26 protein-coding genes are annotated in these 26,048 nt (G+C 66.9%); 9 read left to right on the top strand and 17 right to left on the bottom strand.

Annotation, left to right across the window (positions count from 1 at the left end):
- Positions 1–4 precede the first annotated feature (4 nt).
- Entirely contained in the window at positions 5–607 is a 603-nt protein-coding gene (locus tag ACM0O9_RS07025) for an HAD-IA family hydrolase (protein WP_414603961.1), read from the top strand.
- Between the two features lie 93 nt (positions 608–700).
- Here the strand turns inward: ACM0O9_RS07025 and ACM0O9_RS07020 are convergent, their stop codons facing one another.
- Positions 701–1,927, bottom strand: coding sequence for an acetylornithine transaminase (locus tag ACM0O9_RS07020; protein WP_053497478.1), 1,227 nt, complete (start codon positions 1,925–1,927; stop codon positions 701–703).
- Between the two features lie 63 nt (positions 1,928–1,990).
- Between ACM0O9_RS07020 and ACM0O9_RS07015 the strand changes: the two genes are divergently transcribed.
- Positions 1,991–2,863, top strand: coding sequence for an ion transporter (locus ACM0O9_RS07015; protein ID WP_414603962.1), 873 nt, complete (start codon positions 1,991–1,993; stop codon positions 2,861–2,863).
- 61 nt (positions 2,864–2,924) lie between these two features.
- Here ACM0O9_RS07015 and ACM0O9_RS07010 read toward each other — a convergent pair whose 3' ends face one another.
- The 3 genes from ACM0O9_RS07010 to ACM0O9_RS07000 all read right to left on the bottom strand — a co-directional run bounded on the left by ACM0O9_RS07010 (position 2,925) and on the right by ACM0O9_RS07000 (position 5,938).
- On the bottom strand, positions 2,925–3,875 hold the full coding sequence (locus tag ACM0O9_RS07010; RefSeq protein ID WP_065185337.1) for a YiiG family protein: 951 nt from the start codon (positions 3,873–3,875) through the stop codon (positions 2,925–2,927).
- Positions 3,876–4,034: 159 nt separating this feature from the next.
- Complete coding sequence (locus tag ACM0O9_RS07005) at positions 4,035–5,027, bottom strand: YiiG family protein (protein ID WP_353076220.1); 993 nt, start codon at positions 5,025–5,027, stop codon at positions 4,035–4,037.
- 92 nt (positions 5,028–5,119) lie between these two features.
- The gene (locus ACM0O9_RS07000; RefSeq protein WP_005419027.1) at positions 5,120–5,938 is read right to left on the bottom strand and encodes an SDR family oxidoreductase; all 819 of its coding nucleotides are present in this window, start codon (positions 5,936–5,938) and stop codon (positions 5,120–5,122) included.
- Between the two features lie 108 nt (positions 5,939–6,046).
- Between ACM0O9_RS07000 and ACM0O9_RS06995 the strand changes: the two genes are divergently transcribed.
- Positions 6,047–6,730, top strand: coding sequence for a hypothetical protein (locus tag ACM0O9_RS06995; RefSeq protein ID WP_065196432.1), 684 nt, complete (start codon positions 6,047–6,049; stop codon positions 6,728–6,730).
- 109 nt (positions 6,731–6,839) lie between these two features.
- Here ACM0O9_RS06995 and ACM0O9_RS06990 read toward each other — a convergent pair whose 3' ends face one another.
- Together ACM0O9_RS06990 and ACM0O9_RS06985 are read right to left on the bottom strand one after the other, a co-directional pair.
- Positions 6,840–7,346 carry a DUF2867 domain-containing protein gene (locus tag ACM0O9_RS06990; RefSeq protein ID WP_235649119.1) on the bottom strand — a complete coding sequence of 169 codons (507 nt, stop codon included), beginning with the start codon at positions 7,344–7,346 and terminating at the stop codon, positions 6,840–6,842.
- Positions 7,343–8,005: a serine/threonine-protein kinase gene (locus ACM0O9_RS06985; protein ID WP_049413709.1), complete on the bottom strand. Its 663-nt coding sequence runs from the start codon at positions 8,003–8,005 to the stop codon at positions 7,343–7,345. Before ACM0O9_RS06985 ends, ACM0O9_RS06990 begins: the two co-directional genes overlap by 4 nt.
- An 85-nt stretch (positions 8,006–8,090) precedes the next feature.
- Here ACM0O9_RS06985 and ACM0O9_RS06980 point away from each other — a divergent pair, with 85 nt between their 5' ends.
- Complete coding sequence (locus ACM0O9_RS06980) at positions 8,091–10,088, top strand: bifunctional DedA family/phosphatase PAP2 family protein (RefSeq protein WP_235649118.1); 1,998 nt, start codon at positions 8,091–8,093, stop codon at positions 10,086–10,088.
- A gap of 122 nt (positions 10,089–10,210) precedes the next feature.
- On the opposite strand, the gene ACM0O9_RS06975 is transcribed toward ACM0O9_RS06980, so the two are convergent.
- The 3 genes from ACM0O9_RS06975 to ACM0O9_RS06965 form a co-directional block, all read right to left on the bottom strand.
- A complete protein-coding gene (locus ACM0O9_RS06975; RefSeq protein WP_005419042.1) occupies positions 10,211–10,789 on the bottom strand; it encodes an LON peptidase substrate-binding domain-containing protein in 579 nt (192 codons plus the stop codon).
- Positions 10,786–12,150 carry a UDP-N-acetylmuramate:L-alanyl-gamma-D-glutamyl-meso-diaminopimelate ligase gene (mpl, locus tag ACM0O9_RS06970; protein ID WP_005419043.1) on the bottom strand — a complete coding sequence of 455 codons (1,365 nt, stop codon included), beginning with the start codon at positions 12,148–12,150 and terminating at the stop codon, positions 10,786–10,788. Before mpl ends, ACM0O9_RS06975 begins: the two co-directional genes overlap by 4 nt.
- Before the next feature lie 328 nt (positions 12,151–12,478).
- Entirely contained in the window at positions 12,479–13,042 is a 564-nt protein-coding gene (locus tag ACM0O9_RS06965; RefSeq protein WP_005419045.1) for an adenylate kinase, read from the bottom strand.
- A 136-nt stretch (positions 13,043–13,178) separates the two neighbouring features.
- Between ACM0O9_RS06965 and ACM0O9_RS06960 the strand changes: the two genes are divergently transcribed.
- Positions 13,179–14,435 carry a 6-phosphofructokinase gene (locus tag ACM0O9_RS06960; protein WP_235649117.1) on the top strand — a complete coding sequence of 419 codons (1,257 nt, stop codon included), beginning with the start codon at positions 13,179–13,181 and terminating at the stop codon, positions 14,433–14,435.
- Between the two features lie 117 nt (positions 14,436–14,552).
- Positions 14,553–14,942, top strand: coding sequence for a DUF488 domain-containing protein (locus ACM0O9_RS06955; RefSeq protein ID WP_005419050.1), 390 nt, complete (start codon positions 14,553–14,555; stop codon positions 14,940–14,942).
- Positions 14,943–14,994: 52 nt separating this feature from the next.
- Here ACM0O9_RS06955 and ACM0O9_RS06950 read toward each other — a convergent pair whose 3' ends face one another.
- On the bottom strand, positions 14,995–15,498 hold the full coding sequence (locus ACM0O9_RS06950) for a hypothetical protein (RefSeq protein ID WP_061480501.1): 504 nt from the start codon (positions 15,496–15,498) through the stop codon (positions 14,995–14,997).
- Between the two features lie 308 nt (positions 15,499–15,806).
- On the opposite strand from ACM0O9_RS06950, the gene ACM0O9_RS06945 reads away from it, so the two are divergent.
- Positions 15,807–17,834 carry a sodium-translocating pyrophosphatase gene (locus ACM0O9_RS06945; protein ID WP_005419062.1) on the top strand — a complete coding sequence of 676 codons (2,028 nt, stop codon included), beginning with the start codon at positions 15,807–15,809 and terminating at the stop codon, positions 17,832–17,834.
- A gap of 119 nt (positions 17,835–17,953) precedes the next feature.
- On the opposite strand, the gene ACM0O9_RS06940 is transcribed toward ACM0O9_RS06945, so the two are convergent.
- Both ACM0O9_RS06940 and ACM0O9_RS06935 read right to left on the bottom strand, forming a co-directional pair.
- A complete protein-coding gene (locus tag ACM0O9_RS06940) occupies positions 17,954–18,397 on the bottom strand; it encodes a YbaN family protein (protein ID WP_188239653.1) in 444 nt (147 codons plus the stop codon).
- A gap of 31 nt (positions 18,398–18,428) precedes the next feature.
- Entirely contained in the window at positions 18,429–19,016 is a 588-nt protein-coding gene (locus ACM0O9_RS06935; RefSeq protein ID WP_164262099.1) for a biliverdin-producing heme oxygenase, read from the bottom strand.
- 107 nt (positions 19,017–19,123) lie between these two features.
- Between ACM0O9_RS06935 and ACM0O9_RS06930 the strand changes: the two genes are divergently transcribed.
- Positions 19,124–19,381 (top strand): DUF2789 domain-containing protein, encoded by a 258-nt coding sequence (locus ACM0O9_RS06930; RefSeq protein ID WP_065185344.1) that lies wholly within the window; start codon positions 19,124–19,126, stop codon positions 19,379–19,381.
- Positions 19,382–19,474: 93 nt separating this feature from the next.
- Here ACM0O9_RS06930 and ACM0O9_RS06925 read toward each other — a convergent pair whose 3' ends face one another.
- The 5 genes from ACM0O9_RS06925 to ACM0O9_RS06905 all read right to left on the bottom strand — a co-directional run bounded on the left by ACM0O9_RS06925 (position 19,475) and on the right by ACM0O9_RS06905 (position 25,255).
- A complete protein-coding gene (locus tag ACM0O9_RS06925; protein ID WP_235649116.1) occupies positions 19,475–22,393 on the bottom strand; it encodes a TonB-dependent receptor in 2,919 nt (972 codons plus the stop codon).
- Positions 22,394–22,647: 254 nt separating this feature from the next.
- Positions 22,648–23,583, bottom strand: a complete 936-nt coding sequence (locus ACM0O9_RS06920; RefSeq protein WP_235649115.1) for a FecR family protein — start codon at positions 23,581–23,583, stop codon at positions 22,648–22,650.
- A 104-nt stretch (positions 23,584–23,687) separates the two neighbouring features.
- Entirely contained in the window at positions 23,688–24,188 is a 501-nt protein-coding gene (locus tag ACM0O9_RS06915; protein WP_235649114.1) for an RNA polymerase sigma factor, read from the bottom strand.
- Positions 24,189–24,272: 84 nt separating this feature from the next.
- Positions 24,273–24,728, bottom strand: coding sequence for a hypothetical protein (locus ACM0O9_RS06910; RefSeq protein ID WP_235649113.1), 456 nt, complete (start codon positions 24,726–24,728; stop codon positions 24,273–24,275).
- A gap of 35 nt (positions 24,729–24,763) precedes the next feature.
- Positions 24,764–25,255: a hypothetical protein gene (locus ACM0O9_RS06905; protein ID WP_005419076.1), complete on the bottom strand. Its 492-nt coding sequence runs from the start codon at positions 25,253–25,255 to the stop codon at positions 24,764–24,766.
- A gap of 184 nt (positions 25,256–25,439) precedes the next feature.
- Between ACM0O9_RS06905 and ppa the strand changes: the two genes are divergently transcribed.
- Positions 25,440–25,976, top strand: coding sequence for an inorganic diphosphatase (gene ppa, locus ACM0O9_RS06900; protein ID WP_005410935.1), 537 nt, complete (start codon positions 25,440–25,442; stop codon positions 25,974–25,976).
- Positions 25,977–26,048: the final 72 nt, after the last annotated feature.

The following is a 26,048-nucleotide window of genomic DNA, read 5'->3' as shown; positions in this document are numbered from 1 at the left end:
ACCGATGCGGATCGACCTGTTGCTGCTGGATGTGGATGGCGTGCTGGTGCAGTACCAGCGCGCGCAGCGCGTGCTGCACCTGGCGCAGGTACTGGATGTTACCCCTGCCGCAGTTCAGGCGGCGCTGTTCGACAGCGGACTGGAAGCGGCGCATGACAACGGCACGCTGCAGGGTCCGGCCTATCTGGCGCGGCTGGGGGAGTGCCTGGGCAGGACCGTCGATGTACCCAGCTGGATCGCCGCACGCCAGGCGGCCAGCCATTCGCAGCACGCGGTGCTGCAGCGGCTGCAGGTCCTGCAGCTGCCACTGGCGGTACTGACCAACAATGGCGCGCTGATGGTGCAGGCGCTGCCCATCCTGCTGCCGGAACTGTTCCCTGCGCTGCAGGGACGCGTGTTCTGCAGCGCCGATTTCGGCCTGCGCAAACCCGCACCGGAGGTCTTCCTGCGCACGCTTGAGGCCCTCGGCGTGGCGCCTTCGCGCACGCTGTTCGTCGATGACCTGTTCGCCAATGTGCGCGGCGCACGCGCCGCTGGCCTGCACGCGGAAACCGTGCGCGATGGCCGTGGATTGGGCAAGGTGTTGAAGCGCTATCGGATTGCGTGAACCACTATTGAGCCGAGCCCATGCTCGGCTGCTGTTGCCTGACATCGCGATGAGCCGAGCGTAGGCTCGGCTCTACAGATGCCTCTGCCGGCGTCAGCGCGCGGCGATGAACGCAGCAATCGCTGCGCGCAGGCGCTTGAGGCCTTCGGCCACTTCTTCGTCGGTGATGTTCAGCGACGGCACGAAGCGCAACACGTCCGGGCCGGCCTGCAGGGTTAGCAGGCCGTGCTCGGCGGCATGGTCGAGGATCGCCCCGGCCTGGCCGGCAAAGTCCTTGCCCAGCACCGCACCCAGCATCAGGCCGCGGCCACGCACGTCGCTGAACACACCGAACTCGTCGTTGATGCGGGCAAAGCCATCGCGCAGCGCCTTCGACTGGCGGCTCACATTGGCGGCGATCTCCGCCGAGGCCAGCTTGCGCAGTGCCACGCGGGCCACCGCAGCGGCCAGCGGGTTGCCGCCGAAGGTGGTGCCGTGCGCGCCGAACTGCATGGTCTCGGCCACCTTCGGGCCGGCCAGCATCGCGCCGATCGGGAAGCCGCCACCGAGTGCCTTGGCCAGGGTGACCATGTCCGGCACCACATCATCCTGCCAGTGCGCGAACAGCGTGCCGGTACGGCCCATGCCAGCCTGGATCTCGTCCAGCACCAGCAGTGCGTTGTGCTGGTCGCACAGTTCACGCACGCGCTTGAGGAAACCGGACTTGGCCGGCATCACGCCGCCCTCGCCCTGGATCGGCTCCAGCATCACCGCCGCCACGTCGCCGGCGGCCATCGCGGTTTCCAGCTGCACCTCATCGTTGAAATCGATGTAGCGGAAGCCGCCAGGCAGCGGCTCGTAGCCTTCCTGGTACTTCGGCTGGGCGGTAGCGGTCACCGCGCCCATCGTGCGGCCGTGGAAGCTGCCACGGAAAGTGATGATCACCCGCTTGTCGGCGGGACGGCCCTGGCTGGAGGCCCACTTGCGGACCATCTTGATCGCCACTTCGTTGGCTTCGGCGCCGGAGTTGCACAGGAACACGCGCTCGGCAAAGCGGCTGGCCTTCACCAGTTCCTCGGCCAGGTGCAGCGGCGGCGCGCTGTAGAACACGTTGCTGGTGTGCCAGAGCTTGCCGGCCTGCTCGACCAGCGCCGCCACCAGGTCCGGATCGTTGTGGCCCAGGCCGCACACGGCGATGCCGGCGGCCAGGTCGATGAACTCACGCCCCTGGCTGTCCCACACGCGGGCGCCCTGCCCTCGCTCCAACACCACCTGGCGGGGCTTGTAGACCGGCAGGTAGTAGTGCGAAAGGGAGATCAGCGGATCGGTCGCGGCAGTCATGGCAGTCGGCAGGGTTCAGGAATGCCCATTCTCGCGCCGGAACCCCTGCGGCACAATGCGCCCATGCGACCGTTTTCCGCCCCCCAGCTCAACCCCGCCACCGAGACCGGCTGGCGCCGTCGGTGGTTCGACATCATCTACCGCCATGACTCGCGGCCCTCGCGCAACTTCGACCTGATCCTGGTGGTGGCGATCGTCGCCAGCATCCTGGTGGTGATGATCGACAGCGTGCAGCACCTGCATGCCGAGTGGTCCACCGGCCTGTACATCCTGGAATGGGGCTTCACCATCATCTTCACCGCCGAGTACCTGCTGCGGCTGGCGGTGGTCAAGCGACCGCTGCGCTACGCGGTGAGCATCTGGGGCATCATCGACCTGCTGTCGATCCTGCCCGCCTACCTGTCGATGTTCATCCCCGGCGCGCAGAGCCTGCTGGTGGTGCGTGCGCTGCGCATCCTGCGCGTGTTCCGCATCCTCAAGCTGACCCGCTACATCGAGGAAAGCGGCGTCCTGATGACGTCGCTGTGGCGCAGCCGGCGCAAGGTGCTGGTGTTCCTGTTCACGGTGATCACCATCACCATCATCGCCGGGGCGCTGATGTACGTGATCGAGGGCCCCGAACACGGCTTCACCAATATCCCGGCCAGCATGTACTGGGCGGTGGTGACCATGGCCACGGTCGGCTTCGGCGACATCGTGCCGCAGACCGTGCTTGGCCGCTTCGTCACCTCGGTGCTGATCCTGATCGGCTACAGCATCATCGCCGTGCCGACCGGCATCTACACCGCCGAACTGGCCAGCACCATGCGTGAAGCCGAGCAGGCCGCGCGCCGCGATGCGCGTGGCTGCCCGGAGTGTGGGCTGGAAGGCCACGAGCCGGATGCACGGTATTGCCGCAAGTGCGGCGGTCAGCTACCGGATCCGTTCAACCATTGAGGCGCATGCCGGCCAGCGGCCGGCACTACCCTTGGCGCTTATGCATGGATGCGCGCGCTGCTCATCGCAGGCGGTTGCTGGTGGAGACCAGATCGTTGTAGGCGTCCAGCAGAGTGGATTGCGCACCTTCCGGCGCCGAGGTGTCCCAGCTGCCGGAGGCCTTGCGCTCGGCAGCCAGCCCTTCGGCGGTGATCGGCTTGCCCTGCTGCAGACGCTCCACGCCGCGCCCGGCGGTGCGTACCAGCTTGTCCGCTGAACGCTGCACGTGGCCCCACATCGGGTCGTCCTTGCCCACCCCGGAGTTCTGGATTTCCGTCACCAGCGCCTGGTAATCGGCCAGCTGTACGCGCAACGCCGCCAGATCCGGTGCGTCGCCCTGGAAGGCCATGGCCAGCTGCTTGCCATCGCCCAGCAGGCGCAGATGGTAGTAGGCCAGCGAACGGCCTTCGCTCTCCTCGATCTGCTTCAGCTGTGCCGCGCGACGATCGTTCTCGTTCTTCTCCAGTGCCGCATCCAGTGCCTCGCTGGCCTTGAAGAACCCGGCATAGGCCTGCATCAACGGCGCGTGCTGGCTGCGCAGGCCTTCACCACCATCGCGGCGATAGTCCTCACGGGTGAAGTAGCCGTCGGCGCGTTCGATCAGCGCGTACAGCGACTGGAAGGCCTGCTGGTAGTCACGCGCCGGTGCATCCAGCGCGGTAGACGGGTTCTTTGCCAGCGCATCGGTCAGCGCCTGGCCGCAGTACTCCACGCGGTGCGACAGCACCTTGCCCGGTGAGCGCGGCTGCGTTTCCTTGCCGGTCGGACCGGCTTCGGGATCCTTCATCCAGCCGGTGTAGGTCTGGAAGCCTTCGTGGATGGGTTGTTCAACGCCGTTGTAGCACTCGATGTAGGCGTTGACCTTCTCCAGGCCGGGATCGGCCGCCGCCGGCCCCGGCACTTTGTCGCAACCGGCCGTACCGACCAGCGTGCCGAGCAGAAGAAGGGGAAGCAGGCGTACAGAAGCGTTCAAATCGATTCCTTGCAGAAAGAGGCGGTAGATATCCTCGCGCATGACGCAAGCACCCGCATCGGCGGCCTCGCAAAGGCCCTGCCGTTCGGAAGTGTGCGATGCGATGCGTCGCAATCGACCTGTTCGATTGCGACACAAATGACACGATGGACGCTGCGATTACTGGCGGTTGCTCTGGAAAACCAGCGAGTTGTATTCCTGCATCAGCTTGCTGGCAGAGCCGCGCGGCGCCATCGAGGGCGAATCCAGCATACGCCGTTCGAAATCGCTGTAGGGCGTCTTGCTGCTGACCCGCTGCAGCCGCTCCTTGCCTTCCCGACGGAAGTTCTCGGCTTCGCGCTCGAAGCTGTTCCAGTCCAGCTTGCCCGGCTCCTGATCGGCCACCTTGGCATGCGCCTCGTCGGAAATACGGTTGAAGGCGTCGAGTCGTTCACGGGCTTGGGCCGGATCAAAGTCGTCCTCGCTCATCAGCTCCACGATCGCTTTGGCTTCCAGCATCATCGCCAGACGGTAGTACTCGCGCGTTCGCCCCTCGGCCTGTTCCAATACCTTGAGCTGCTCACGCTGGGCAGCGTCATTCTGGCGCTCCAGCTCGGCGTTGAACGTTTCGCTGGCAGCCACGAAGTCCTTGAATGCGGCCATCAAGGGCGCGTGCAGTTGCTTGCCCTTGGCAAACTGGTCGTCTTCGTAGTCCTGGCGATCGTAGTAGTCGTGCGCCTCCTTGCTGATCGGCACCAGCGCCTTCAGCGCCTGCTGATAATGGCTGGCAGCAGCATCGAGTTCGGCCAGCGCCGGCTTGGCAGCCATCGCCTCGGTCACCGGGCCATCGCACTGCTTCATGTCGTAATCGCTGATCTCGAACGGGCCGTACACCTGTGTCTCGCGCCCGGTCGGACCGGCCTCGACGTCCTTGATCCAGCGCGTATAGGACTGGAGGCTGTCGTGCGTCTTCGAATCAAGCGCGTTGAAGCAGCCGATGTAGGCGTTGAGCTTCGCAGTCAACTGCTGCTGTGCGTCGGACGGCACCGTGTTGGCCTCCGGCTTGCCCGAGGCGCCGGCGTCGCCAGCGGTTGCAGGAGCCTTGCCACCGCAGGCGGCCAGGACAAGCGACAGCGAAGCGGCCAGCGCCGCGACGGAAAGCGTACGTGACATGTGTTCACATCCCTGTTGAAAACGGTTACAGCCCTGTATTCTAGCGCAGCAGGCCGAGGGCCGCAGCCCTCGGCCCTTGCGCAACGTAGCACTCAGTCCAGGAACAGATCCGGCAACAACGACCGCGACGGGTCCACGGCATAGCCGGACAGATCGCTGACGCCGGCCTGTGCCAGCACTTCATCGTCGATCAGGAACTGGCCATTGAAGCCCGCCGCTTCGCGCACCAGCACCGCATGCGCGGCGTCGGCCATGATCTGCGGCGTACGGCAGCCGGCCGCATCGACGCCCGGAATCATGTTGATCGCATCGGTAGCGATCACCGTGCGCGGCCACAGCGCGTTCACCGCCACACCCTGCGGGCCGAATTCCGCGGCCAGGCCGAGCGTGACGAAGCTCATGCCCATCTTCGCCAGCGTGTAGCCGGTATGCGCGCCCCACCACTTTGGTTCCAGGCTCGGCGGCGGCGCCAGGGTCAGGATGTGCGGGTTCGGCGCCTGCAGCAGGTACGGCAGGCAGGCCTGCGCACACAGGAAGCTGCCACGCGAATTGACCTGCTGCATCAGGTCGAAGCGTTTCATCGGCGTATCCAGCGTGCCACGCAGCCAGATCGCGCTGGCGTTGTTGATCAGGATGTCGATGCCCCCAAAGGTGTCGACCGTGGCCGCAACCGCGGCGTGCACCTGCTCTTCCTCGCGGATATCGCACTTCAGCGCCAGCCCCTGGCCACCGGCGGCGGTAACGGCTTCGGCCGCGCTGTGGATGGTACCTGGCAGCTTCGGGTTCGGCACCGCCGACTTGGCCGCAATGGCCACGTTCGCCCCGTCACGCGCAGCGCGCAGTGCGATGGCCAGGCCGATGCCACGCGAGGCACCCGTGATGAAAAGCGTTTTGCCCTGCAGACTGCCCACGTTCCACACTCCAGCGTATGCAATGAGCCGCTAGTATGCCGCGCCGACGTGGAGTTCACCCGGCCTTGACGATACTGGCGCCTCCAGTCAACGCACGAGGTCCACGCCATGCGCCGTTCCCGCCTGTTGCTGCCTGCCCTGGGGCTTGCCCTGCTGACCGCCTGCCAGGGCCGTTCGCCGGAACCCGGCAAGGAACCGTCGGCCGGTGACACGCCCAGCGCGGAGAAAGCCGCCGCAGACGGCAAGCTGCGCTGGAGCGAGGCAGTGGTGTGGGATGGCGACCTCAACGCCTGCCGCCAGGGCGAGAATGCGGCCACGCGTGAGTGCCTGCGCGATGCGATGCGCGCTGGTGGCGCAAGCGCCGATGCCATTGCTGCCGCCGAACAGTTGTCCACCGGCGGCGAGCTGGCCTACGTGACGGCCTGGCACGAGAACGAAGGGCTGGGCATTGCCACGGTCGAGTATCCATTCCGCGCCAACACCAACGAGGGCACCCGCCTGGTCGACGCCACCGGCAAGCGCATCGATGTGGATGCCGTGCAGCTGGACGACACCCTGCGTGCCGACCCCGCCGTGCAGGCCCTGCTGAAGGACCACCCGCAGGCCACGCCGTTCGCACCGGCGCAGTCGGCCGGGGCCACGCCGCTGGAGAACGGCGGCATCCGCCTGCTGTACCGCACGCCGCTGCGTGACTGCCACGCCTGCCCGGATGTAGGCCAGCTGCAGATCGCCTACGACTTCGACGCCAAGCGCAACTTCATCGGCCAGCAGGTAGTGCCGGCAACGCCGTAAGGTCGCCTGCGTCTGTAGAGCCGAGCCATGCTCGGCTCATTGAATGCAGCCGAGCATGGCTCGGCTCTACAATACGGTTCTGCCCGGCGCATCCACGCATCGCGTGGATCTACAGGTACGCCTGCGCCTGCTTCCTCAGCAGATGCGGCACGATCAGCTGATGCACCGGCGCAACCGGCAGCATGTATACGCGCCCGAACGCGTTGTGCGTATGCACCACGGTCGCCACTTCCAGCACGTCGCCCTGCCACTGCAGGGCCAGCTGCACACGCAGGTGGCGGTCGTCGTCTTCCAGCACGATGGCATCGTCACTGAGCGACTGCAGGGTGAAGATGCCCAGTCGCTGCCCGGGTTGAGGATCCGCAACATCCTGCACCGCGCGCAACGAGCCCAGGTGCTTCATGCCGAGCAGGCGCATGCCGCGATTGCGCAGCGCCATCAGCCCATCGAACCAGCCGGGAATGGTCGCGGCCATATCGCGATAGGCCTGCAAGGCCGAGCGCCCATCACGATGGGTTGTTGCCTGGCAGGCGTGCACGAAGTCGGCACCGGCCAGCTGTGGGCGCAGGACGCTGGCCGCACTCGGTGGGCCGGTCACTACCTGCAGTGGACTCACGGCTTGGGCCCCTGCCCCTCGTTGTCTTCCCAATGCAGGATGCGACGGGTAACGAAGCGGTAGACCGGCTTGCCCGTGGCGAACCACAGTTCGCGCACCCACGAGGTGCGCTTGAGCACGCGCTTTTCCACTGGGGTGAGCGACTCACGGCAGTACATGCGCTTGTGCTTGAGCAGGTGGCGCAGGTCCTCGCGGGCCAGCAGGCGCATCCAGCGCGAGCGCGGGTTGCCGATCACTGCCAGCTGGAAGTCGATCAATGCCGGGCGGCCGTCTTCGGTCACCAGCCAGTTGGCTTCCTTGGCCAGGTCGTTGTGGGCCACGCCGCGCCGATGCAGCTGCTGCAGCAGCCGACGCGCGGCGCGGAACCAGGCCAGGTCGCCACGCGGTGGGCGCTGGTACATGGCGTCGCCGGCCATGAAACTGCGGTCGAGATGATGCCCATTCCACGCCAGCAGCTGCGGCACGTCGGCCATGCCATGGATATGGCGCAGCGCGCGCGCTTCGCGGCGGGCCAGCCACCAGGCCGGCAGGCGCAACCACAGCGGCGTGGCGCCCAGGTCACGGCGTACGAAGGGGCCGGCAGGCCCTTCCACACGGAGGATGCGACCGAAGCTGTCGGCCTTCAAAGCATGTGGTGGCGTGTCTGGCGTATGCGGCATGGGCCCATTCTAGGCGATGGCGCCGGTTGCAAACGGTCACCAAGCGGCTGGGAACCAGTCACCTTCACGCCCCTATAATCGGGCAATGGACTCTTCATGGATCGACGCCACGCTTGCGTGGATTGCCGCTCACCCCGTGCTGGCGGGTGCCGTTATCTTCCTCATCGCCTTCTGCGATGCGGTGATCATTCTCGGCGCCATCGTGCCGGCGCTGCCGCTGCTGTTTGCGGTGGGCGTGTTCATCGGCCTGGGCCAGATCTCCGGACCGTACGCGGTGGCGGCGGCCGCACTGGGCGCATTCGCCGGCGATGGCATCAGTTACTGGATCGGGCGCCGCTGGGGCGACCGCCTGCGTGGCGTGTGGCCGTTCAGCCGTTACCCGCAGCTGCTCGACCGCGGCGAGAACCTGTTCCGCCGCAACGCGTTCAAGAGCATTCTGGTGGCACGCTACGTCGGCGCGATCCGGCCGTTCGTGCCGGCCATCGCGGGCATGATGAAGATGCCAGCCAGCCGCTATGTACAGGCCAGTGGTATCGCCAGCATTTCATGGGCGGTGCTGTTCCTGGCCCCCGGCTGGATTCTTGGCGAGGCCTATGACGCGGTGGCCGCAGTAGCCGGTCGGCTGGTGGTGGTGGTCGGCCTGCTGGCGGTGATCCTTGGCCTGGTCTGGGCCATCGTGCTGTACGGCTACCGCTGGTCGGCCGCGCGCATGGACAACTGGCTGGCACGCCTGCTCGACTGGTCCAACCGCCATCCGACGCTGGGCCGCTACACCGTCGGCGTGCTGGACCCGAAGCGGCGCGAGTCGGTGCCGCTGGCGATGCTGGCGCTGATGCTGCTGGTGCTGGGCTGGGGCTGGTTCGCGCTGCTGACCGTGGTGGTCGCGCATGGCGAGCCACTGGCGATCGACCTGCTGGTACACCAGGCAATGCTGGCCCTGCGCAACCCGCTGGCCGATTACCCGATGGCCGCGCTGGCGTCGCTGGGCGCCTGGCAGGTCCTGCTGCCGGCCACGGCGGCAGCGATGGGCTACCTGATCTGGCGCCGGCGCTGGATGGCGGCCGCGCACTGGCTGGCCGCCCTCGCCTTCGGCCTGGCACTGACCATGCTGCTGGGTGCCACCGTGGATGTGGTGCGCCCGCTCGATGCCAGCAGCGGCTTCGGCTTCCCGTCGGTGTCGGTGACGATGGCCACCATCACCTTCGGCTTCTTCGCGGTGCTGATCGCCCGCGAGATGCCCGGCCGTACCCGCGTCTGGCCGTACCTGGTGTCGGGCATCGTGGTCAGCCTGATCGGTTTCTCGCGCCTGTACCTGGGCGCGCATTGGCTGAGCGATGTGATCGGCGGCATGCTGTTCGGCACGTTCTGGCTGCTGGTGCTGGGCATCGCCTACCGCCGCCGCTTCAACCGCTCGTTCTGGGTGAAGCCGGTGGCATGGCTGTTCTACGGCGTGTTCGCCGTCGCCGCGATGTGGTACGCACCGCGCAACATCCCGGTGAAGCTGGAACGCTTCGAGCCGACCTTGCCGGCCCCGCAGGCAATGGACACGCAGGCCTGGTGGCAGCACGACTGGGCGACACTGCCGGCGCGCCGCAACGAGTTCGATGACGACCAGCGCTGGCCGTTGGACGTGCAGGTGGCCGGTCCGCTGGCACCGCTGCAGGCGCAACTGGAAGCGCGCGGCTGGAAGCGGCAGGAGCAGGCCGGCTGGCAGCAGGCGCTGCTAATGCTGGACAAGAACACCGGCGCCGATGAACTGCCGGTGCTGCCGGCGACGCTGGAAACCCGCGTGGAAGCGCTGTTGATGGTACGCCCGGGTACACACCGTGATGAGCGCTACGTACTGCGCCTGTGGCCGGCCCCTGCGCAGTTGCAGCCGGGCAACACGCCGCTGTGGCTGGGCAGTGCACAGACCCTGCGCTACGAACGCCATTTCGAGTGGATCGGCATGTGGCACCCGCTGCGTGGCGTCGACCCGGCATTGAATGCCGTGAAGGACGCCGTGCAGGACCTGCCGCAGCGCGAGGACGTGCACAGCGAAACCGGGTTGCCGGTGCTGCGGTTGAAGACCACCACGCCCTGACCGGTACCGGTCGCGATCACCCAGTGTAGAGCCGAGCCCATGCTCGGCTGCTCTTCGCGGGATCCATCAAGCCGAGCATGGGCTCGGCTCTACAGCAGATCCACGCCCTACGTGGATGGCTTCTACGGCATCCAGCCCAGCAGCTGCTGCAATCGCTGGTGCGGATCGTCCATCTGCAGCAGCTGAAGGCGCTGCTGCTCGCTCAGCGGCAGCAGCTCGGCCAGCCGCCAGCCGACCCAGCTGGCCTGGTCCAGCAGCGCCGGATTGGCCGGCGCATAGGCCTCGCCGGCCTGCTCGATGATGTGCCCCAGCACCGTGGCCAGCAGTGCATGCTGCGGCCGCAGTTCGTCATCGGGGTCTTCCTCGCACCAGCGCACATCAGCCACCACCAGGCCGTTGTCGCGCACGCGGGTGCGCTCGACATGGAAGCGACGGGTACCGCGCAGGCGCAGCTGCAGCACGCCGTCGGCGCCGACATCGAAGTCTTCGATGCGTACCTGCACGCCAAAGGCGGCCGGTGTCGCCGGTGCGCCCACCTCCTCGCCCTCGAGGATCAGGCAGACGCCAAATCCCTCACCACTGCGGCCGCTGTCGCGGACCAGGTCCAGATAGCGCCGCTCGAACACGCGCAGGCCTACCGCTGCACCCGGTACCAGCGCGGTGTGCAGCGGGAACAGCGGCAGCGAGCCGTCGCCGCTCATCGGGCCTGCAGCGCGGCGAGGAAGCGGCGCGGGGCACCGTCGAAGCCACCGTTGGACATGAATACCACGTGGTCGCCGCTGCGCGCGCTGGCCTGCAGCTGCGCCAGCAATGCGTCGGTATCGGGCACCGCGTGGGCTTCGCCACGCACCGCGGCAATCACCGCCGCAGCATCCCAGGCCAGTTCCGGGCGATGCAGGAACACCACTTCATCGGCCAGCGCCAGCGAGGGAGCCAGCGCCTGCGCATGTGCGCCCAGCCGCATCGAGTTGCTGCGCGGCTCCATCGCGACCACGATGCGCGCATCACCCACCTTGGAACGCAGGCCCTCCAGCGTGGTGGCGATCGCAGTCGGATGGTGGGCGAAATCGTCGTAGACGGTGATGCCGTCATGGCTGCCGATCACTTCCATGCGGCGCTTGACGCTGCGGAAGCGTGCCAGCGCCGGAATAACCTGGGCAGGTGCCACGCCCACTGCATGCGCGGCGGCCAGCGCGGCCAATCCATTGAGCACGTTGTGGCGGCCCAGCAGCGACCACTGCACATCACCCAGCGCCTGCCCACGATGGTGCACGCGGAAGGCGCTGCCATCAGCGGCCAGCAGCTCGGCATGCCATTCCAGCGACGGATCGAATCCGAAGCGCTCGACCGGGGTCCAGCAGCCCATCGCCAGCACTTCGGCAAGGTACTGATCCTCGCCGTTGACGATCAGACGCCCACGTGCGGGTACGGTACGCACCAGATGGTGGAACTGGCGCTGGATCGCGGCCACGTCCGGGAAGATGTCGGCGTGGTCGTACTCAAGGTTGTTGAGGATGGCCACCAGCGGCCGGTAGTGCACGAACTTGCTGCGCTTGTCGAAGAAGGCCGTGTCGTACTCATCGGCTTCGACCACGAACTCGCGCCCCTGGCCCAGGCGGGCGGAGACACCGAAATCCTCGGCGACACCGCCGATCAGGAAGCCCGGCGAGCGCCCTGCACTTTCCAGCAGCCAGGTGAGGATGGTGGTGGTGGTGGTCTTGCCGTGGGTACCGGCCACGGCCAGCGTGTCGCGGCCCGGCAGCACCTGCTCGGACAGCCACTGCGCGCCGGAGATATAGCGCTGGCCGGCATCGAGCACGGCTTCCACGGCGGCATTGCCGCGCGACAGCGCGTTGCCGATCACCACCTCGTCGGTACCGGCCGGCACGCTGTCGGCACGGTAGCCCTGGTCCAGTGTGATGCCCAGCTGTTCGAGCTGGGTCGACATCGGCGGGTAGATGGCCTGGTCGCTGCCGCTGACGGAATGCCCAAGTTCCCGCGCCAGGGCGGCCACGCCGCCCATGAAGGTGCCGGCAATTGCAAGGATATGTACGCTGCTCATGACCGAGGATTGTGACCGATGACGGCTGTATAGGGCCAATGTCCGCTATCGGGTAAGACAACCCCTACACGGGATGTGAGAAAACTCCAATCAGCTGTCAGGGAATTCCCGATAGCGATGTTCTGTGAACCCGGACACAATTCGAACTGCCAGCCGCAGTACCCGAACCGGTCCTACTCCCCAAGAGGCCATCCCCAAGGGAGCTCATGCTGCGGGGCCCTGAGCAAGCCCTTCGCTGGCGCCTATCAAACGACACAGGCCTGATCCTCGCGGACCAGGCCTGTGTTTTTTGCGCCTGAAGGACCGGACGCATGCCGGCCCCGCCGGATCAGGCCTTGATCGCTGCCAGGATGCGGGCTTCGATCTCGTCCAGCTCACCGACGCCATCGACGCGGGCCAGGGTGCCACGGCCGGCGTAGAAATCGACCACCGGGGCGGTCTGGTCGTTGTAGACCTGCAGGCGCTGGCGCACCGCTTCCGGGTTGTCATCGGCGCGGCCCTGCTCCTTGGCGCGGCCGGCGATGCGGTCCACCAACAGCTCGGTGGGCACATCCAGCTGCACCACCGCGTCCAGCGGCTGGCCGATCTTGGCCAGCAGGCCATCCATCGCATTGGCCTGGGCCACATTGCGCGGGTAGCCATCGAGGATGAAGCCCTTGGCGACATCAGCCTGGGTCAGGCGCGACTCCAGCATGCCCAGCAGGATGTCGTCCGACACCAGGTTGCCGGCATCCATCACCGTCTTGGCCTGCTTGCCCAGCTCCGTGCCGGCGGCGATTTCCGCGCGCAGCATGTCACCGGTCGAAATGTGGGCGATCCCCAGCTTTTCCTTCAGGCGCGTCGCCTGTGTCCCCTTGCCCGAACCGGGCGGTCCCAACAGAACCAATCGCATTGACCTGACTCCAACGTGTTGAAAACAAAGAAGGTTCGCGTCCCGGACGGTCCGGTATCGCTGCACCGCAATAGCGCCACTTTACCGCATCCGGGTAATGTCCCTGCAATGTCCCCTCCCCCGAGCAGGTAGAAGCATGCGCAACGGTACTCTCCTTTATGCCCAGTCCGGCGGTGTCACCGCCGTCATCAATGCCACGGCGGCAGCGGTGATCGAGCAGGCCCGGGCCAAGGGCATCAAGGTCCTGGCGGCCCGCAACGGCATCCTCGGCGCGCTGCGCGAGGAGCTGATCGACACCAGCAGGGAGAGTACCGCCGCGATCCGCGCCCTCGCCCATACCCCGGGCGGCGCCTTCGGATCGTGCCGGGTCAAGCTGAAATCGCTGGATGCCGACCGCGCCCGCTATGACCGCCTGCTGGAGGTGCTGCAGGCCCACGACGTGCGCTGGTTTCTCTACAACGGCGGCAACGACTCGGCCGACACCGCACTGAAGGTCTCGCAGCTGGCCAAGGCCTCCGGCTACGACCTGACCTGTATCGGCGTGCCCAAGACCATCGACAACGACCTTGCCGTTACCGATACCTGCCCCGGCTTCGGGTCAGCGGCCAAGTACACCGCGGTCTCGGTGCGCGAAGCAGCACTGGACGTGGCGGCGATGGCCGAAACGTCCACCCGTGTCTTCATCTACGAAGCGATGGGCCGCCACGCCGGCTGGCTGGCCGCCGCCGCCGGCCTGGCCGGCAACGGTGATGACGAAGCGCCGCACATCATCCTGCTGCCCGAGCGCGCCTACGACGAGGCCACGTTCCTGGCCAAGGTGAAAGCCGTGGTCGAGCGCGTCGGCTACTGCGTGGTGGTGGCGTCGGAAGGCATTGCAACCGCCGATGGCCGCTTCGTTGCCGATGCAGGCGGTGGCAAGGACTCGTTCGGTCATTCGCAGCTCGGCGGCGTGGCGGCGCACCTGGCCGGCCGGGTCAAGGATCAGCTGGGCCTGAAGGTGCACTGGGCACTGCCCGATTACCTGCAGCGCTCGGCCCGCCACCTGGCCAGCAGGACCGACTGGGAGCAGGCGCAGGCGGTGGGCAAGGCCGCGGTGCAGCTGGCCCTGAAGGGCCAGAATGGCGTGATGCCGGTGATCGTGCGCAGCAGCGATGCGCCCTATCGCTGGAAGATCGAAGCGGCGCCGCTGTCGAAGATCGCCAACCACGAGAAGAAAATGCCGGCCGGCTTCATCCGCCGCGATGGCTTCGGCATCACGCCCAGGGCGCGCGCCTACCTGTCGCCATTGATCAAGGGCGAAGCACCGCTTCCCTATGGCACCGATGGCCTGCCGAAGTACGTCACCCTGAAGAACGTAGCGGTGAAGCAGAAACTGCCGGCCTTCGAAGGCTGACCTGAAAAAGGGGACGGAGGGGATTAAGTCGCATACGCCCCTCTGTCATCTCCAACAGCATCAGCAGTGGATCGGATACGACTTAATCCCCTCCGTCCCCTTTTCATGGAGATCAGCATGGCACTGCGTGTTGTCCGACTCGGTACGCCGCGCCAACCCGGCGAGGGACTGCGCATCGGGACCGTTCGGCGCCCACCGCGCGGCGTGCCGCGCAGCGAGTTCGCCCGACAGGACTGGTACGACGTCTGGTTTCCTACGCTGTCACCCAGCGCGGAGCTGGTGAAGCGGGCACATGAGGCAACGACGGCGGCCGATTGGACCGCCTTCTTCCGCCATTACAAGGCCGAGATGAAGGCGCCCGATGCCGCCCACGCGCTGGACCTTCTGGCCGCGATGTCGCAACACAGCGACATCAGCGTGGGCTGCTACTGCGAGGATGAAGCGCACTGCCACCGCAGGGCATTGCGCGAGCTGCTGGTGGCGCGCGGGGCAATGCTGGCGGATTGATCAGCCGGATGTCGGCCGTGGATGACGGCACGGGTGCACCAGCCACGCGACTTCAATTGCAGGCCTTGCCTTCCATCTGCAGCTGCGCGGCGAACATCGTCACCTGCGGAATCTGGCCGGCGGCGGCCTGCTTCTTCGCCTCCTCCAGGTAAATGCGCGATTGGCCCTGCCCGTCCAGCTCGACCTTGTGGCTCGACGGCAGGCGCCACACCCGCACCACCGCCTGCTGCGCCGGGCACGCGGCGTTGGGCACGCGGATCACATCATTGAGCTTCCAGCCCTTGTCGGCACTCGGCTGCGCCTTGGTGTAATCGACGAAGCGCGCGCGTGGCTGGCATTGCTCGCTGGTCCGGACGGCGGAGAAGCGATATGGCGCGGCGGCATCACCGGTGAACGCACCTTCCAGCCGCGCGCAGGCCTCGGGGATCTGCCGCAGCGTATGCACCGCGCCCACCGCCTGCGGCGCACCGACCGCACGCTGCAGTTCCGGCGTTTCCGCAGCGAAGGCCGGTGCGGCCGGGACCAGGGCGGCAAGCATCAACAGGGACAGGCGCATGGGGAATCTCCTACGGGGCTGTGCGCAGGCTTGCAGAGGCTGCCTTAACGGGGTGCAAAGGCCGTTGGCTCGCCAATCATGCCCAGGGCCCGACGGCATGCGCCGCGGCTCCCACGAGCCAGTCGAGCATGGCTCGACTCTACAAGTGGCGGCACGCATACTGCGGGCACCAGGGAATGCTGAACACCGCCATACGTCGGACGACCACCAAGGTCGGTACGGGTTGGTTCCAGGCTGCAGCCCGTCGTCCCCCTCGTGGTGCCGTTCATCGCCACTGGATGCCTACATCCATTCTGCGGAGGGGTCTAATGCTGGAACGTCACGGGCTGTCACTGGCGCTGGGCTGCGCCATTCTCGCGATCCTGTTCGGAATCGTCTCGGCGCGCTGGATCCTGCGCCAACCCACCGGCAATGCGCGCATGATCGCGATCGCCACCGCGATCCAGGAAGGTGCGCGTGCCTATCTCAACCGCCAGTACCTGACCATCGGCATCGCCGGCGTGGTGCTGTTCGTGCTGGTCGGCATCTTCCTCAGCTGGTACACCGCGATTGGTTTTGCAGTCGGCGCGGTGCTGTCCGGCGCCGCCGGCTACATCGGCATGAACGTGTCGGTACGCGCCAACGTGCGTACCGCAGAGGCGGCGCGCAACGGCATCAGCGCGGCGATGGACGTCGCCTTCCGCGGCGGCGCGATCACCGGCATGCTGGTGGTCGGGCTGGGCCTGCTGGGCGTGGCCGGCTACTACGCACTGCTGTTGCAGATGGGCCTGCCGATGGAACAGGCGCTGCACGCGCTGGTCGGCCTGGCCTTCGGCTCCTCGCTGATCTCGATCTTCGCGCGCCTGGGCGGCGGCATCTTCACCAAGGGCGCCGACGTCGGCGCCGACCTGGTCGGCAAGGTCGAAGCCGGCATTCCCGAGGACGATCCGCGCAACCCGGCGGTGATCGCCGACAACGTCGGTGACAACGTCGGCGACTGCGCCGGCATGGCGGCCGACCTGTTCGAGACCTACGCGGTGACCGTGATCGCCACCATGCTGCTGGGCAGCCTGATGCTGGCCGAAGCCGGTGCCAACGCGGTGCTGTATCCGCTGGTACTGGGCGGCGTGTCGATCATCGCTTCGATCATCGGCGCGCTGTTCGTCAAGGTGAAGCCAGGCGGCTCGATCATGGGCGCGCTGTACAAGGGCGTGATCGTTTCCGGCGTGCTGGCCGCCATCGCCTTCTACCCGATCACCACCGGACTGATGTCCGACAACGTGCATGGACCGATGGCGCTGTATGGCTGCGCGCTGATCGGCCTGGTCCTGACCGGCCTGATCGTGTGGATCACCGAGTACTACACCGGCACCCAGTACAAGCCGGTGCAGCACGTGGCGCAGGCGTCGACCACCGGCCACGGCACCAACATCATCGCCGGACTCGGCATCTCGATGAAATCCACCGCGCTGCCGGTGGTGGCGGTGTGTGCGGCGATCTGGGGTGCGTTCGCGCTGGGCGGCCTGTACGGAATCGCCATTGCCGCCACCGCGATGCTGTCGATGGCAGGGATGATCGTCGCCCTCGATGCCTACGGCCCGATCACCGACAACGCCGGTGGCATCGCCGAAATGGCCGAGCTGCCTTCGGAGATCCGCGACATCACCGACCCGCTGGATGCGGTGGGCAACACCACCAAGGCCGTGACCAAGGGCTATGCGATCGGCTCGGCGGCGCTGGCGGCACTGGTGCTGTTCGCCGACTACACCCACAACCTGCAGGCAGCCAATCCCGGCCAGGAGTTCCGCTTCGATCTCAGCGACCACACGGTGATCATCGGCCTGTTGATCGGCGGCCTGATTCCCTACCTGTTCGGTGCGATGGCGATGGAAGCGGTCGGCCGCGCGGCGGGCGCAGTGGTGGAAGAAGTGCGCCGCCAGTTCCGCGAGATTCCCGGCATCATGCAGGGCACCGGCAAGCCGCAGTACGACAAGGCGGTGGACATGCTGACCCGCTCGGCGATCCGCGAAATGATCGTGCCCTCGCTGTTGCCGGTCGCCGTGCCGGTGGTGGTCGGCCTGCTGCTGGGGCCGCGCGCACTGGGCGGCCTGCTGATCGGCACGATCGTCACCGGCCTGTTCGTGGCCATTTCGATGACCACCGGCGGCGGCGCCTGGGACAATGCCAAGAAATACATCGAGGATGGCCACTTCGGTGGCAAGGGCAGCGAAGCGCACAAGGCCGCAGTGACCGGCGACACTGTTGGTGACCCGTACAAGGACACCGCCGGCCCGGCGATCAACCCGCTGATCAAGATCATCAACATCGTGGCGCTGCTGCTGGTGCCGCTGCTGTAGATCCACGCGACGCGTGGATGGCAGGCTCGACGGGGTCAGAACCCTTTCCTGCGGAAAGGGATCCGACCCCGATGGCGGTCACCGCCCGCGCAGGAAGAACCACACGGGCACCATCACGTTCACCGGGTCGCCGGCCACCTCGGGCGGCGGCGGGCCGCGCGAGGATCGTTGGCGTCGTCCACTTCCACGACCGGATGGGGCTCCGGTCGCGGTGCCGGCCGGCTGAGCACGTAACCGGCGCTGACGGCAAAGAACAGGCCCACGCCGAGCAACAGGCGCCACGACGGATGCGCGCCCCAGCAGAACAGGGCAAAGCCCGCCGCCATGCCTGCGCTGGCAAACGCCTTGCCCTTGCCCGACACGGCACCCTGCTCGCGCCACAGCCGCAGCGACGGGCCGTAGCGTGGATGCGCCAGCAGGCGCTGCTCGAACTTCGGCGAGCTGCGCGCGAAGCAGCCCACCGCGAGGATCAGGAAGATGGTGGTCGGCATGACTGGCAGCAATGCGCCGATCACCCCGAGGCCGACCATCAGCCAGCCCAGCGCGAACCAGAGCCAGCGCATCAGCGCTGCACCTGCGGGCGCGCGCCGCGCATCAGGCGAATTCCACTTCGACGTGGCGGTACACGCTGCGGAACGCAGCGTCGGCTGCATCGATCACCTGCTGGTCCTGCTCGGCACTCAGCGGCACCGCGTCCAGCACAGCGGTGAACTCGCGCCAGTGGCGCGCTGCGCCATCGGGATGGGCGGCCAGGTGGCGGGCGCCGAAATCACGGTGCAGGCCGAGCCTGGCCGCCATCTTGTACAGAAGGGTGCCACCGAGATTGGAGCCTTCGGCCACGTACAGCCAACCCAACGCAGTCGGCAGCGCGAGGTCCGAGGGCAGCGCGTCGATGTCCGCGCCAGGCAGGGCCTGCTCCAGGTCCTGCAGGTCGCGTGCGACCTGTGTCAGGCGCCGGCGCTCTCCGAGATCGGGCAGCAATGCGCCCAGGGCAGGGTTGGCATACAGCGCATCGATGCTGCGGTGGAAGCGATACTGCACGCGCAGGAAACGGGCGAAGTTGCTGCGGTCGGCGAAGATGTCACCGGCCATGATGCGCTTGTCCAGCGCACCGTGGCTGTCGCGGGTGGCGGCCTTGAGCCGCAGGCTGCGGCTGTCTTCGGGAGCGATGTGTGCGTTCATGGGGGAATGCCAGGAGGGTCGTCCTGCTGTAGACGTCTGCCACGGGGCTTTCCCCAAGGCCGTCTACACCGATAATGGGCCATCCCCTTGTCCATCCGGAACCGACGATGATCACCACCGAACCGCGCATGACCAACCTGTTCCTGCAGCTGGGCCTGGATGCCAGCGCCGAGGGTATCGCCCGCTTCATCCGCGAACACCAGCTGGCCACCGACGTCGAAGTCGTCGAGGCGCCCTACTGGAACGATGCCCAGCGCCAGTTCCTGGCCGAGTCGCTGCAGGCCGATGCGGCATGGACTACCGTGGTGGACGAGTTGAACGAGTCGCTGCACGAAGATGCGGTGAAGGCGTCGACCGGGCTGTAAGCAGACGCCGGGCGTGACCAGACGCTGGCGATTGCACGGCAGAAGCGGTGCGGACCGAGGTCCGCACCCACCAAAGGCGCTCTGCGCTGGCGGTCAGTACGTCCAGGTCAACGCCAACCGCGCGGTGCGGCCCGGTGCCGGCATCACGCCCAGGGCCAGCGGGTCCAGGTAGTAACGGTCGGTCAGGTTGTCGACGCCGGCTTCCACCGACAGCTGGTCGTTGAAGCTCCAGCTGGCGAACAGGTCGACCAAGGTGTTCGGCCGGTACAGCTGCTGGATCGCCGACAGGCCCACGTTCCAGTCCTTGTCCAACTTGCTGATCGGGCCAGCGTTGTGGACCATGCGGGTGCCGAAGGTCAGGCGCTCGTCGAACAGGCGCGAGCCCAGGATCAGGTTGACTGTGTAGCGCGGCGGGTTCTGGGTGTTCGTGTACGAGCCCTCGAAGCCACCGTCCACGCAGTTGGGTGTATTGGCCAGCTCGTCGTTCCTGCGCTGCGCACCATAGGCACGACGCTCGGCGGCGATGTCCGGCGCGCAGGTCTTGGCCTTGAAATAGTAATGCGCGGACAGGTCGGCGAAGACCTTGCCGCTGTCATAGCTGGACTGGAATTCCATGCCCGAGACCTTGAACTGATCGACGTTGCGGATCAGGCCGGCCGAAAGCGTGCGGTAGTCACGGGTGATCAGGTCGTCGATGCGGGTATCGAAGTACGCCAGCTTCAGCGCCAGGCGGTCGCCAGCGGTAAACAGGTCGTAGCGGAGGGTGCTGGCACCGATTTCCCAGCTGCGCGCGCGCTCCGGCTTCAGCTCACCGACCGGCTTGGCAGCGGTGAACAGGCCCAGCGTGGTCTCGAACAGGCTCGGCAGCTTGGTGCCTTCGGCGTACTTCACGTAGACCAGGGTGTCTTCGCTGAAACGGTAGGCCACGCTGGCGGTAGGCGAGAACGCGGTGTCGCGACGGCGGATCGGCTGCGACCAGCTCCAGCTGACCGGCACTTCCAGATCCTGCGGCTTGCCGGCGTCGTAGAAGTTCCAGCCGGCGATGTCGCCCACCGTACCCTTCTTGTACGGCGAGGCCAGCAGCGAGGCCTGGGTGAAGTTGCCGTTGGCATCCGGATACCAGTTCAGCAACGCGATGCGCTTGGCGCGCCACGAGGGCAGTGCCGGGTTGCCGTTGAGCAGCTCGGTGTAGCGGTACTGGCCCTGCACCTCGTAGGCATCGGGCGTGGCCAGCCGGTTGCGGTCGTGCACGTCCACCCGGTTCCAGCGGCCACCGGCCAGCAGCTCCCAGTGTTCGTCGGGCTGCCACTTCAGCGCGGCCACGGCGCTGTATTCCTTGCGCTCGGCATTACGCAGGAAGCGGTTGTTGACCAGGTCATCGTGCATGATCGGGCCCGAGCTGCCCGGGGCGATGTCTTCGTCGCTGTAGGACAGGCCGTAGTCGAGCGTGAACGCACCGGCGCGGGTGTCGAACCTGGAGGTATTGCTGGCATCCAGGCCGAAGCGCTTCTGCCGCAACGGATTGCGGTAGGCATCCTTGTAACCGGGATCGCCACTGAAGCTGGGTGCGTCATACCACTCTGTGCGGCGGTCGAAGTACCACGGGGTGATGCCGGTCAGGCTGTTGTACATCACGCTGTCGGTGTCGGTGTACGCAGCGTTGACGCGCAGGTCGATCAGCCCGCTGTCCGGATTGAAGCGATAGCGCAGGGTGTAGCTGTCCATGTCGACGTGGCCCGGGTCCCACTGCGGGATGCGGTCACGGTCGACGCGGATGATCTGCGAGGCCATGATCTCGCCGGCCGTGCCTTCATAGCGGCGGTAGCCGGCTTCCAGGCTCTGCGTGTCATCGATGCGCCAGGTGCCCTTGAGCAGCGCCGACTTCGAACGCGAGGAGGTATTGAACACTTCGGTACGCGGCGGATTCAGCGGCGCCAGCGTGCGCCGCGTCTGCGGGAAATCATCGTAGCCATGCTTGCCGGAGAAGTAGTTGCCGTTGTCCCGGTACGCGTAGGCCGCAACCAGGTCGAAGCGGTCCCAGTGACCGGCACCGGCCACGTTGAAGAACTGGCTGCCGGTAGCGCTGCGATCGCTGCGCGGCGCCGCACTGTATGACGGCAGGTTGTTGGCACTGCCATTGGCCAGGCCACCGCGCACGCGCACGCCGAAGTCGCGGCCCTCGCGCAGCACGTCACCGATCTTCAACGTCTCCATCTCGACCACGCCGCCGATGCCGCCGGACGCGTTGGCCTGCAGGCTCGGGCCCTTGGTGATGGTCAGGCTGGAGATCAGGTCGGGGTCGAGGTAGGTGCGCTGTGACTGGCCCGCATAGCCGCGGTAGGTGTCCATGCTGGACTGGCCACCGTCGATGATCACCGGTACGCGGCCCTGGCCCTGGATGCCACGGATGTTGACGTCGAAGCCGTTGCCCACGCGCGGATCACCGGCGGTGACACCGGCCACCCCCTTGACGATGTCACCGTTGGAGGTGCCGCGGAAACGCTCCAGATGCGTGCGGTCGAGCGTGGTGGTCGAACCCACGCTGCGATAGCTGTCGAGCAGGCGCGCTTCGTCGTTGTTCGCACCGCTGTCGACGCGGTCGCCGGCCACACTCAGCGTGTCGGTGACGATCACACCGCTATCGGCCGGCACCGGCGTTGCTGCCCCCAGAGTGGCCGCATCGGCGCTGACCCGGCGCACCGCCACGCCACTGCCCTGCAGCAGGCGCTGCAACGCCTGGTCGGCCGACAGGCTGCCGCTGACCGCGTGGGAGGTTACGCCGTGTGCCAGCGATGCGGGGTACACCACCTGCACGCCGGATTGGCGCATGTAGCTGCGCAGGGCCTCATCCAGCGGTTGTGCAGGAATATCAAAGCGCAGTACGGCCGCGTGCTCGCTGCGGGCGCTCTGCGCCAGTGCGGGTGGCGTCGTACTGGCCAGCCCGGCGGCAAGCAACGCAATGCACAGACGGGACGGGCGCAGTACGCGGCCCGAGCGGTGGGAGTCGAACATGGAAGAACCTGTCAGGTAATCGGTGCCGCGAACGCGGCGTCATCCGCAACACGGGCGGACACGGCGACGTACGTGGCGACGGCGGGTACGTTCGCCGGGTAAGACGGCTGGGCGCGCGACAACCCCAAGAGCAATTTGCGGTCGTGGGGGATGCCGACGGGGCGCGGCGGGTGCCGACCGTTGGTTGGCCGGTGGTAGCGGTGGGTGCCGACCGATGGTCGGCACAGGGACGCTCATCCACGCGTGGCGTGGAGCTACTGCACGATGGCGACGCCGAATGGAAGACGAGTAACCTGAAGACCTGCCGTTGCCGCCAGTGCATCCAATGCCTGCTCCGGGCGGTCGATGCGCAACGCAGCACTCACTGCAGGCAGACGTGACAGATCACCGCGCACGAAGGTCGGCCCCGCGCGATAGCGCCCCACCCACTGCACGGCATCGGCGACGCTGGCCTGCTCCAGCAGCAGCTCGCCCTGGCGCCAGGCGCCGACGCTGTCGGCGGTCACGTCAGCCCGTCGCATGACCCCGCCACGTTCAGTGTAGACGGCACGCTGCCCCTGCTGCAGGTAGGTCCAGCCACCGTCGGCCGGGCTGGCCACGCGCACCCTGCCCTGCCCAACCTGGGTTTCCACCCCCTCGTCTCCACGCGCCACGGTGAACGCGGTCGAGATGTCCTCGACCAGGCCATTGCCGGCGCGCACGCTGAAACGCCGCTGTGCATCCGGGCTGACCTCGAACCAGGCGCGCCCGCGCAGCAGCTCGACCTCGCGGGCGTTCGCATCGAAGCGCACGGCAATCGCACTGTCCGCATCCAGCACCGCCCGACTGCCATCGGGGAGCCGCACGTGCTGCACCTGATGCGTGCTGCGATGATCGGACTGCAGGCGCAGCCACGCCTCCGGCCATGCCACCAGCATCGCCAGCATTGCCGCCACAGCCATCGCCCAGCGCAGTCGATGCGGCCCACGCCATCGGCTGGCCCCGGCGGCCTGTGGGCGCGGCCCGACACTGCGCCACAACGCGCGCTCGTGTTCGAAGGCCCTGCGGTGCCCCGGCTGTTGCAGCCAGTGCTCGAACGCCTGCATGCGTGCATCGCTGATGTCACCCGAGGCCAGCCACGCGATCCAGTCCCGGGCCTGTTCGGCCAGGGCATCGTCATTGGCAGCGGGCAGCATGTTCGGCGGGCTCATCGGCTGGCGGACAGGCGCATTCAAGCGCAGGCGGGGGAACTAGACCGCATCCACGGTCCAGTGATCAAGACGTCTGCGCGAAGGCCAGCCCCAAGCCGGCGCGCTCATCGACCGCTGCGCGCCCAGGCCAGGCGCTGCAGCGCGGAGCGCACATGATTCTCGACGGTGGTCACCGACACCCCCAAGCGGCGTGCGATCTCGGCCTGGGTGAGGCCCTGCAGGCGGTTGAGCCGGAAGATGGTGCGGGTCGGCTCCGGCAGGTGACCCGCCGCATCGAGCACCCGCTGCAGCTCATCCTGTGCCATAGCCTGCTCCTCGGTGGAGATCACCTCGTCGGCCCCCCACAGGTAGTGGTCGGCCAGCAGCCGGTTGCGGCGGCTCGATTCGCGGCCGTGGTCAGTGGCCAGATTGGCGGCCAGCCGATACAGATAGGCCCGCGGATTGTCGAGGGCCTGGCTGTCATCGACCCCACGGGCCTTGAACCAGACCGCCTGGATCACGTCCTCGGCGCCGTTGTCGCCCCCGAGGATGCGCTGCACCCGGCGCAGCAGCGCGGGCCGCTCGCGGATCAGCAGCTCAGTGAGGGAGGCAGCATTGGAGGACATGCGCGGAGCCGGGACGACAGACGGGAGGCGCCGCGCATGCTACTCCGGTAATGCGAATAAGTCACATTCGTATCGTTGCCGGGGCTACAGGCAATCAACCAGTGCGTCGTACGTATTGGCAGTCGTGCCGGGCAGCGGCGCGTGCAACGCATCGAACCCGTCCCCCGTTTCCCACACCTGCAACAGGGTTTCCAGGCGTGTTCCTGTTGCCAGCGGCAGCACGCAGGCATAGCGTCCGCGGTTGACCGTGATCAGGCCGCTGGGCTTTACCCTGGTGTTGCTACCAGCGAAGGTCCATACACACTGGGCAACCACCCCCGTGGCCTGTTCCACGGAACAGCGCAGGCGCATGGCCCACAGATTGATGTACTCGCCCTCGCAGAAGGTATCGCCACATACCTCATCGAAGCCACGCACCAGTTGCCGCTCGGCAGCAAGGAAACGCTCGTGGCCGCCCCCCGGGCCGGCGTAATCCCGCGCATCGACGAACGCAGGCGCAGCCTGCGCGACACCGGCGCACGGCAGGCTGACAGACAGCACGCCACACAACAGCCAGCATCTACGGAAGCTCCCCATCAGCCCACCCTCCCCTGCGTGCGCAGGCATTCAGGCAACCCATCGAAGATGCCGTGGTCAAGCCCAGGCAAAGGCGCGGTCAGGCCGCCCGGCGCTTCCAGGGAGGCGTAGAACGCGTCGACGGGCACCCCGGGCTGCATTTCGACCGGACAGACCCAGCTCCCGTTGTCGATCCGCACGTGTCCCGTGTCGGGCTCAACCTCCAGCTCGCTGGCGGCCACCACCCAGACACAGCGCTGCACGGTGCCGCGGTGGGCGAGCACGGCGCAGCGGAACTCCATCACCCGGTAGTTGCTGTAATCACCTTCACACAAGGTGTCGGCACACCATGCGGCGAATTCGCCGGCGACCGCGTCCTCCAGCGCAAAGGCACGGTCCCATCCGGCCTCGTCGGAGGGATAGTCAATCAGGTTGACATGCAACCCGCGCGCGAGCGCGGGCAGCGGCGCCAGCAGCAGCAAGGCACAACAGCCCAAGCGGTTCCAGTTCATGGCAAGTCTCCTTGGCAAGGACGTCCAGCCTGCCGCGGGGACCGGGTCGAACCCATCGGGAAAGCCCGCTCTGGCTCCTCCGCCATGGCCGAGCGCCCAGGTCGGCCCTGCCCTACCCTGCACAGCGCCCGGCAAAGGCATAAAATGGTGAGCTATCCGTCTATATCCCCACCTGGAGCACACCATGGGCCTGGAACTCGTCTCGCCCGGCAAGAACCCGCCGGAAGAAATCAACGTCATCATCGAGATCCCGAAGGACTCGGAACCGGTGAAGTACGAAGTGGACAAGGAAACCGGCGCGATCTTCGTCGACCGCATCCTGTCCACCCCGATGCGCTATCCGTGCAACTACGGCTACGTGCCGAGCACCCTGTGTGGCGACGGCGATCCGGCCGACGTGCTGGTGGTGCTGCCGCTGCCGCTGGTGCCCGGCTCGGTCGTGCGCTGCCGTCCGGTCGGCGTGCTGAAGATGAGCGATGAGGCAGGCAGCGACGAGAAGATCCTGGCCGTGCCGGTCTCGAAGATCTTCAGCGGCTACGCCCACGTCGAAGACATCGCCCAGGTCTCGAGCCACTGGCTGGAGCGCATTGGCCACTTCTTCGAGCATTACAAGGACCTGGAGAAGGGCAAGTGGGTCAAGCTGGACGGTTGGGGTGGCGCCGCTGAGGCCAAGCAGATCCTGATCGAGGCGCACCAGCGCCATCTCGACAGCAAGGCCTGAGCCTGAACCGCATCGCTCCGGCGATACCCTGCCGGAGCGATGCGGGTCACGTTTCATGACGACGGCACATCA

It is taken from the genome of Stenotrophomonas sp. FR012 (genome assembly GCF_047520565.2).
Lineage (GTDB): Bacteria > Pseudomonadota > Gammaproteobacteria > Xanthomonadales > Xanthomonadaceae > Stenotrophomonas > Stenotrophomonas sepilia.
Note: the sequence above shows the minus strand (reverse complement) of the source record. Positions and strands in the feature narration are given on the sequence as shown.

Excerpts from the sequence above, each read along its gene's own strand:
- ACM0O9_RS07025 (WP_414603961.1), top strand. The coding sequence starts at position 5 with ATGCGGATCGACCTGTTGCTGCTGGATGTGGATGGCGTGCTGGTGCAG.
- ACM0O9_RS07020 (WP_053497478.1), bottom strand. The coding sequence starts at position 1,927 with ATGACTGCCGCGACCGATCCGCTGATCTCCCTTTCGCACTACTACCTG.
- ACM0O9_RS07015 (WP_414603962.1), top strand. The coding sequence starts at position 1,991 with ATGCGACCGTTTTCCGCCCCCCAGCTCAACCCCGCCACCGAGACCGGC.
- ACM0O9_RS07005 (WP_353076220.1), bottom strand. The coding sequence starts at position 5,027 with ATGTCACGTACGCTTTCCGTCGCGGCGCTGGCCGCTTCGCTGTCGCTT.
- ACM0O9_RS06995 (WP_065196432.1), top strand. The coding sequence starts at position 6,047 with ATGCGCCGTTCCCGCCTGTTGCTGCCTGCCCTGGGGCTTGCCCTGCTG.
- ACM0O9_RS06985 (WP_049413709.1), bottom strand. The coding sequence starts at position 8,005 with ATGCCGCATACGCCAGACACGCCACCACATGCTTTGAAGGCCGACAGC.
- ACM0O9_RS06980 (WP_235649118.1), top strand. The coding sequence starts at position 8,091 with ATGGACTCTTCATGGATCGACGCCACGCTTGCGTGGATTGCCGCTCAC.
- ACM0O9_RS06975 (WP_005419042.1), bottom strand. The coding sequence starts at position 10,789 with ATGAGCGGCGACGGCTCGCTGCCGCTGTTCCCGCTGCACACCGCGCTG.
- mpl (WP_005419043.1), bottom strand. The coding sequence starts at position 12,150 with ATGAGCAGCGTACATATCCTTGCAATTGCCGGCACCTTCATGGGCGGC.
- ACM0O9_RS06965 (WP_005419045.1), bottom strand. The coding sequence starts at position 13,042 with ATGCGATTGGTTCTGTTGGGACCGCCCGGTTCGGGCAAGGGGACACAG.
- ACM0O9_RS06960 (WP_235649117.1), top strand. The coding sequence starts at position 13,179 with ATGCGCAACGGTACTCTCCTTTATGCCCAGTCCGGCGGTGTCACCGCC.
- ACM0O9_RS06955 (WP_005419050.1), top strand. The coding sequence starts at position 14,553 with ATGGCACTGCGTGTTGTCCGACTCGGTACGCCGCGCCAACCCGGCGAG.
- ACM0O9_RS06950 (WP_061480501.1), bottom strand. The coding sequence starts at position 15,498 with ATGCGCCTGTCCCTGTTGATGCTTGCCGCCCTGGTCCCGGCCGCACCG.
- ACM0O9_RS06945 (WP_005419062.1), top strand. The coding sequence starts at position 15,807 with ATGCTGGAACGTCACGGGCTGTCACTGGCGCTGGGCTGCGCCATTCTC.
- ACM0O9_RS06940 (WP_188239653.1), bottom strand. The coding sequence starts at position 18,397 with ATGCGCTGGCTCTGGTTCGCGCTGGGCTGGCTGATGGTCGGCCTCGGG.
- ACM0O9_RS06935 (WP_164262099.1), bottom strand. The coding sequence starts at position 19,016 with ATGAACGCACACATCGCTCCCGAAGACAGCCGCAGCCTGCGGCTCAAG.
- ACM0O9_RS06930 (WP_065185344.1), top strand. The coding sequence starts at position 19,124 with ATGATCACCACCGAACCGCGCATGACCAACCTGTTCCTGCAGCTGGGC.
- ACM0O9_RS06925 (WP_235649116.1), bottom strand. The coding sequence starts at position 22,393 with ATGTTCGACTCCCACCGCTCGGGCCGCGTACTGCGCCCGTCCCGTCTG.
- ACM0O9_RS06920 (WP_235649115.1), bottom strand. The coding sequence starts at position 23,583 with ATGAGCCCGCCGAACATGCTGCCCGCTGCCAATGACGATGCCCTGGCC.
- ACM0O9_RS06915 (WP_235649114.1), bottom strand. The coding sequence starts at position 24,188 with ATGTCCTCCAATGCTGCCTCCCTCACTGAGCTGCTGATCCGCGAGCGG.
- ACM0O9_RS06905 (WP_005419076.1), bottom strand. The coding sequence starts at position 25,255 with ATGAACTGGAACCGCTTGGGCTGTTGTGCCTTGCTGCTGCTGGCGCCG.
- ppa (WP_005410935.1), top strand. The coding sequence starts at position 25,440 with ATGGGCCTGGAACTCGTCTCGCCCGGCAAGAACCCGCCGGAAGAAATC.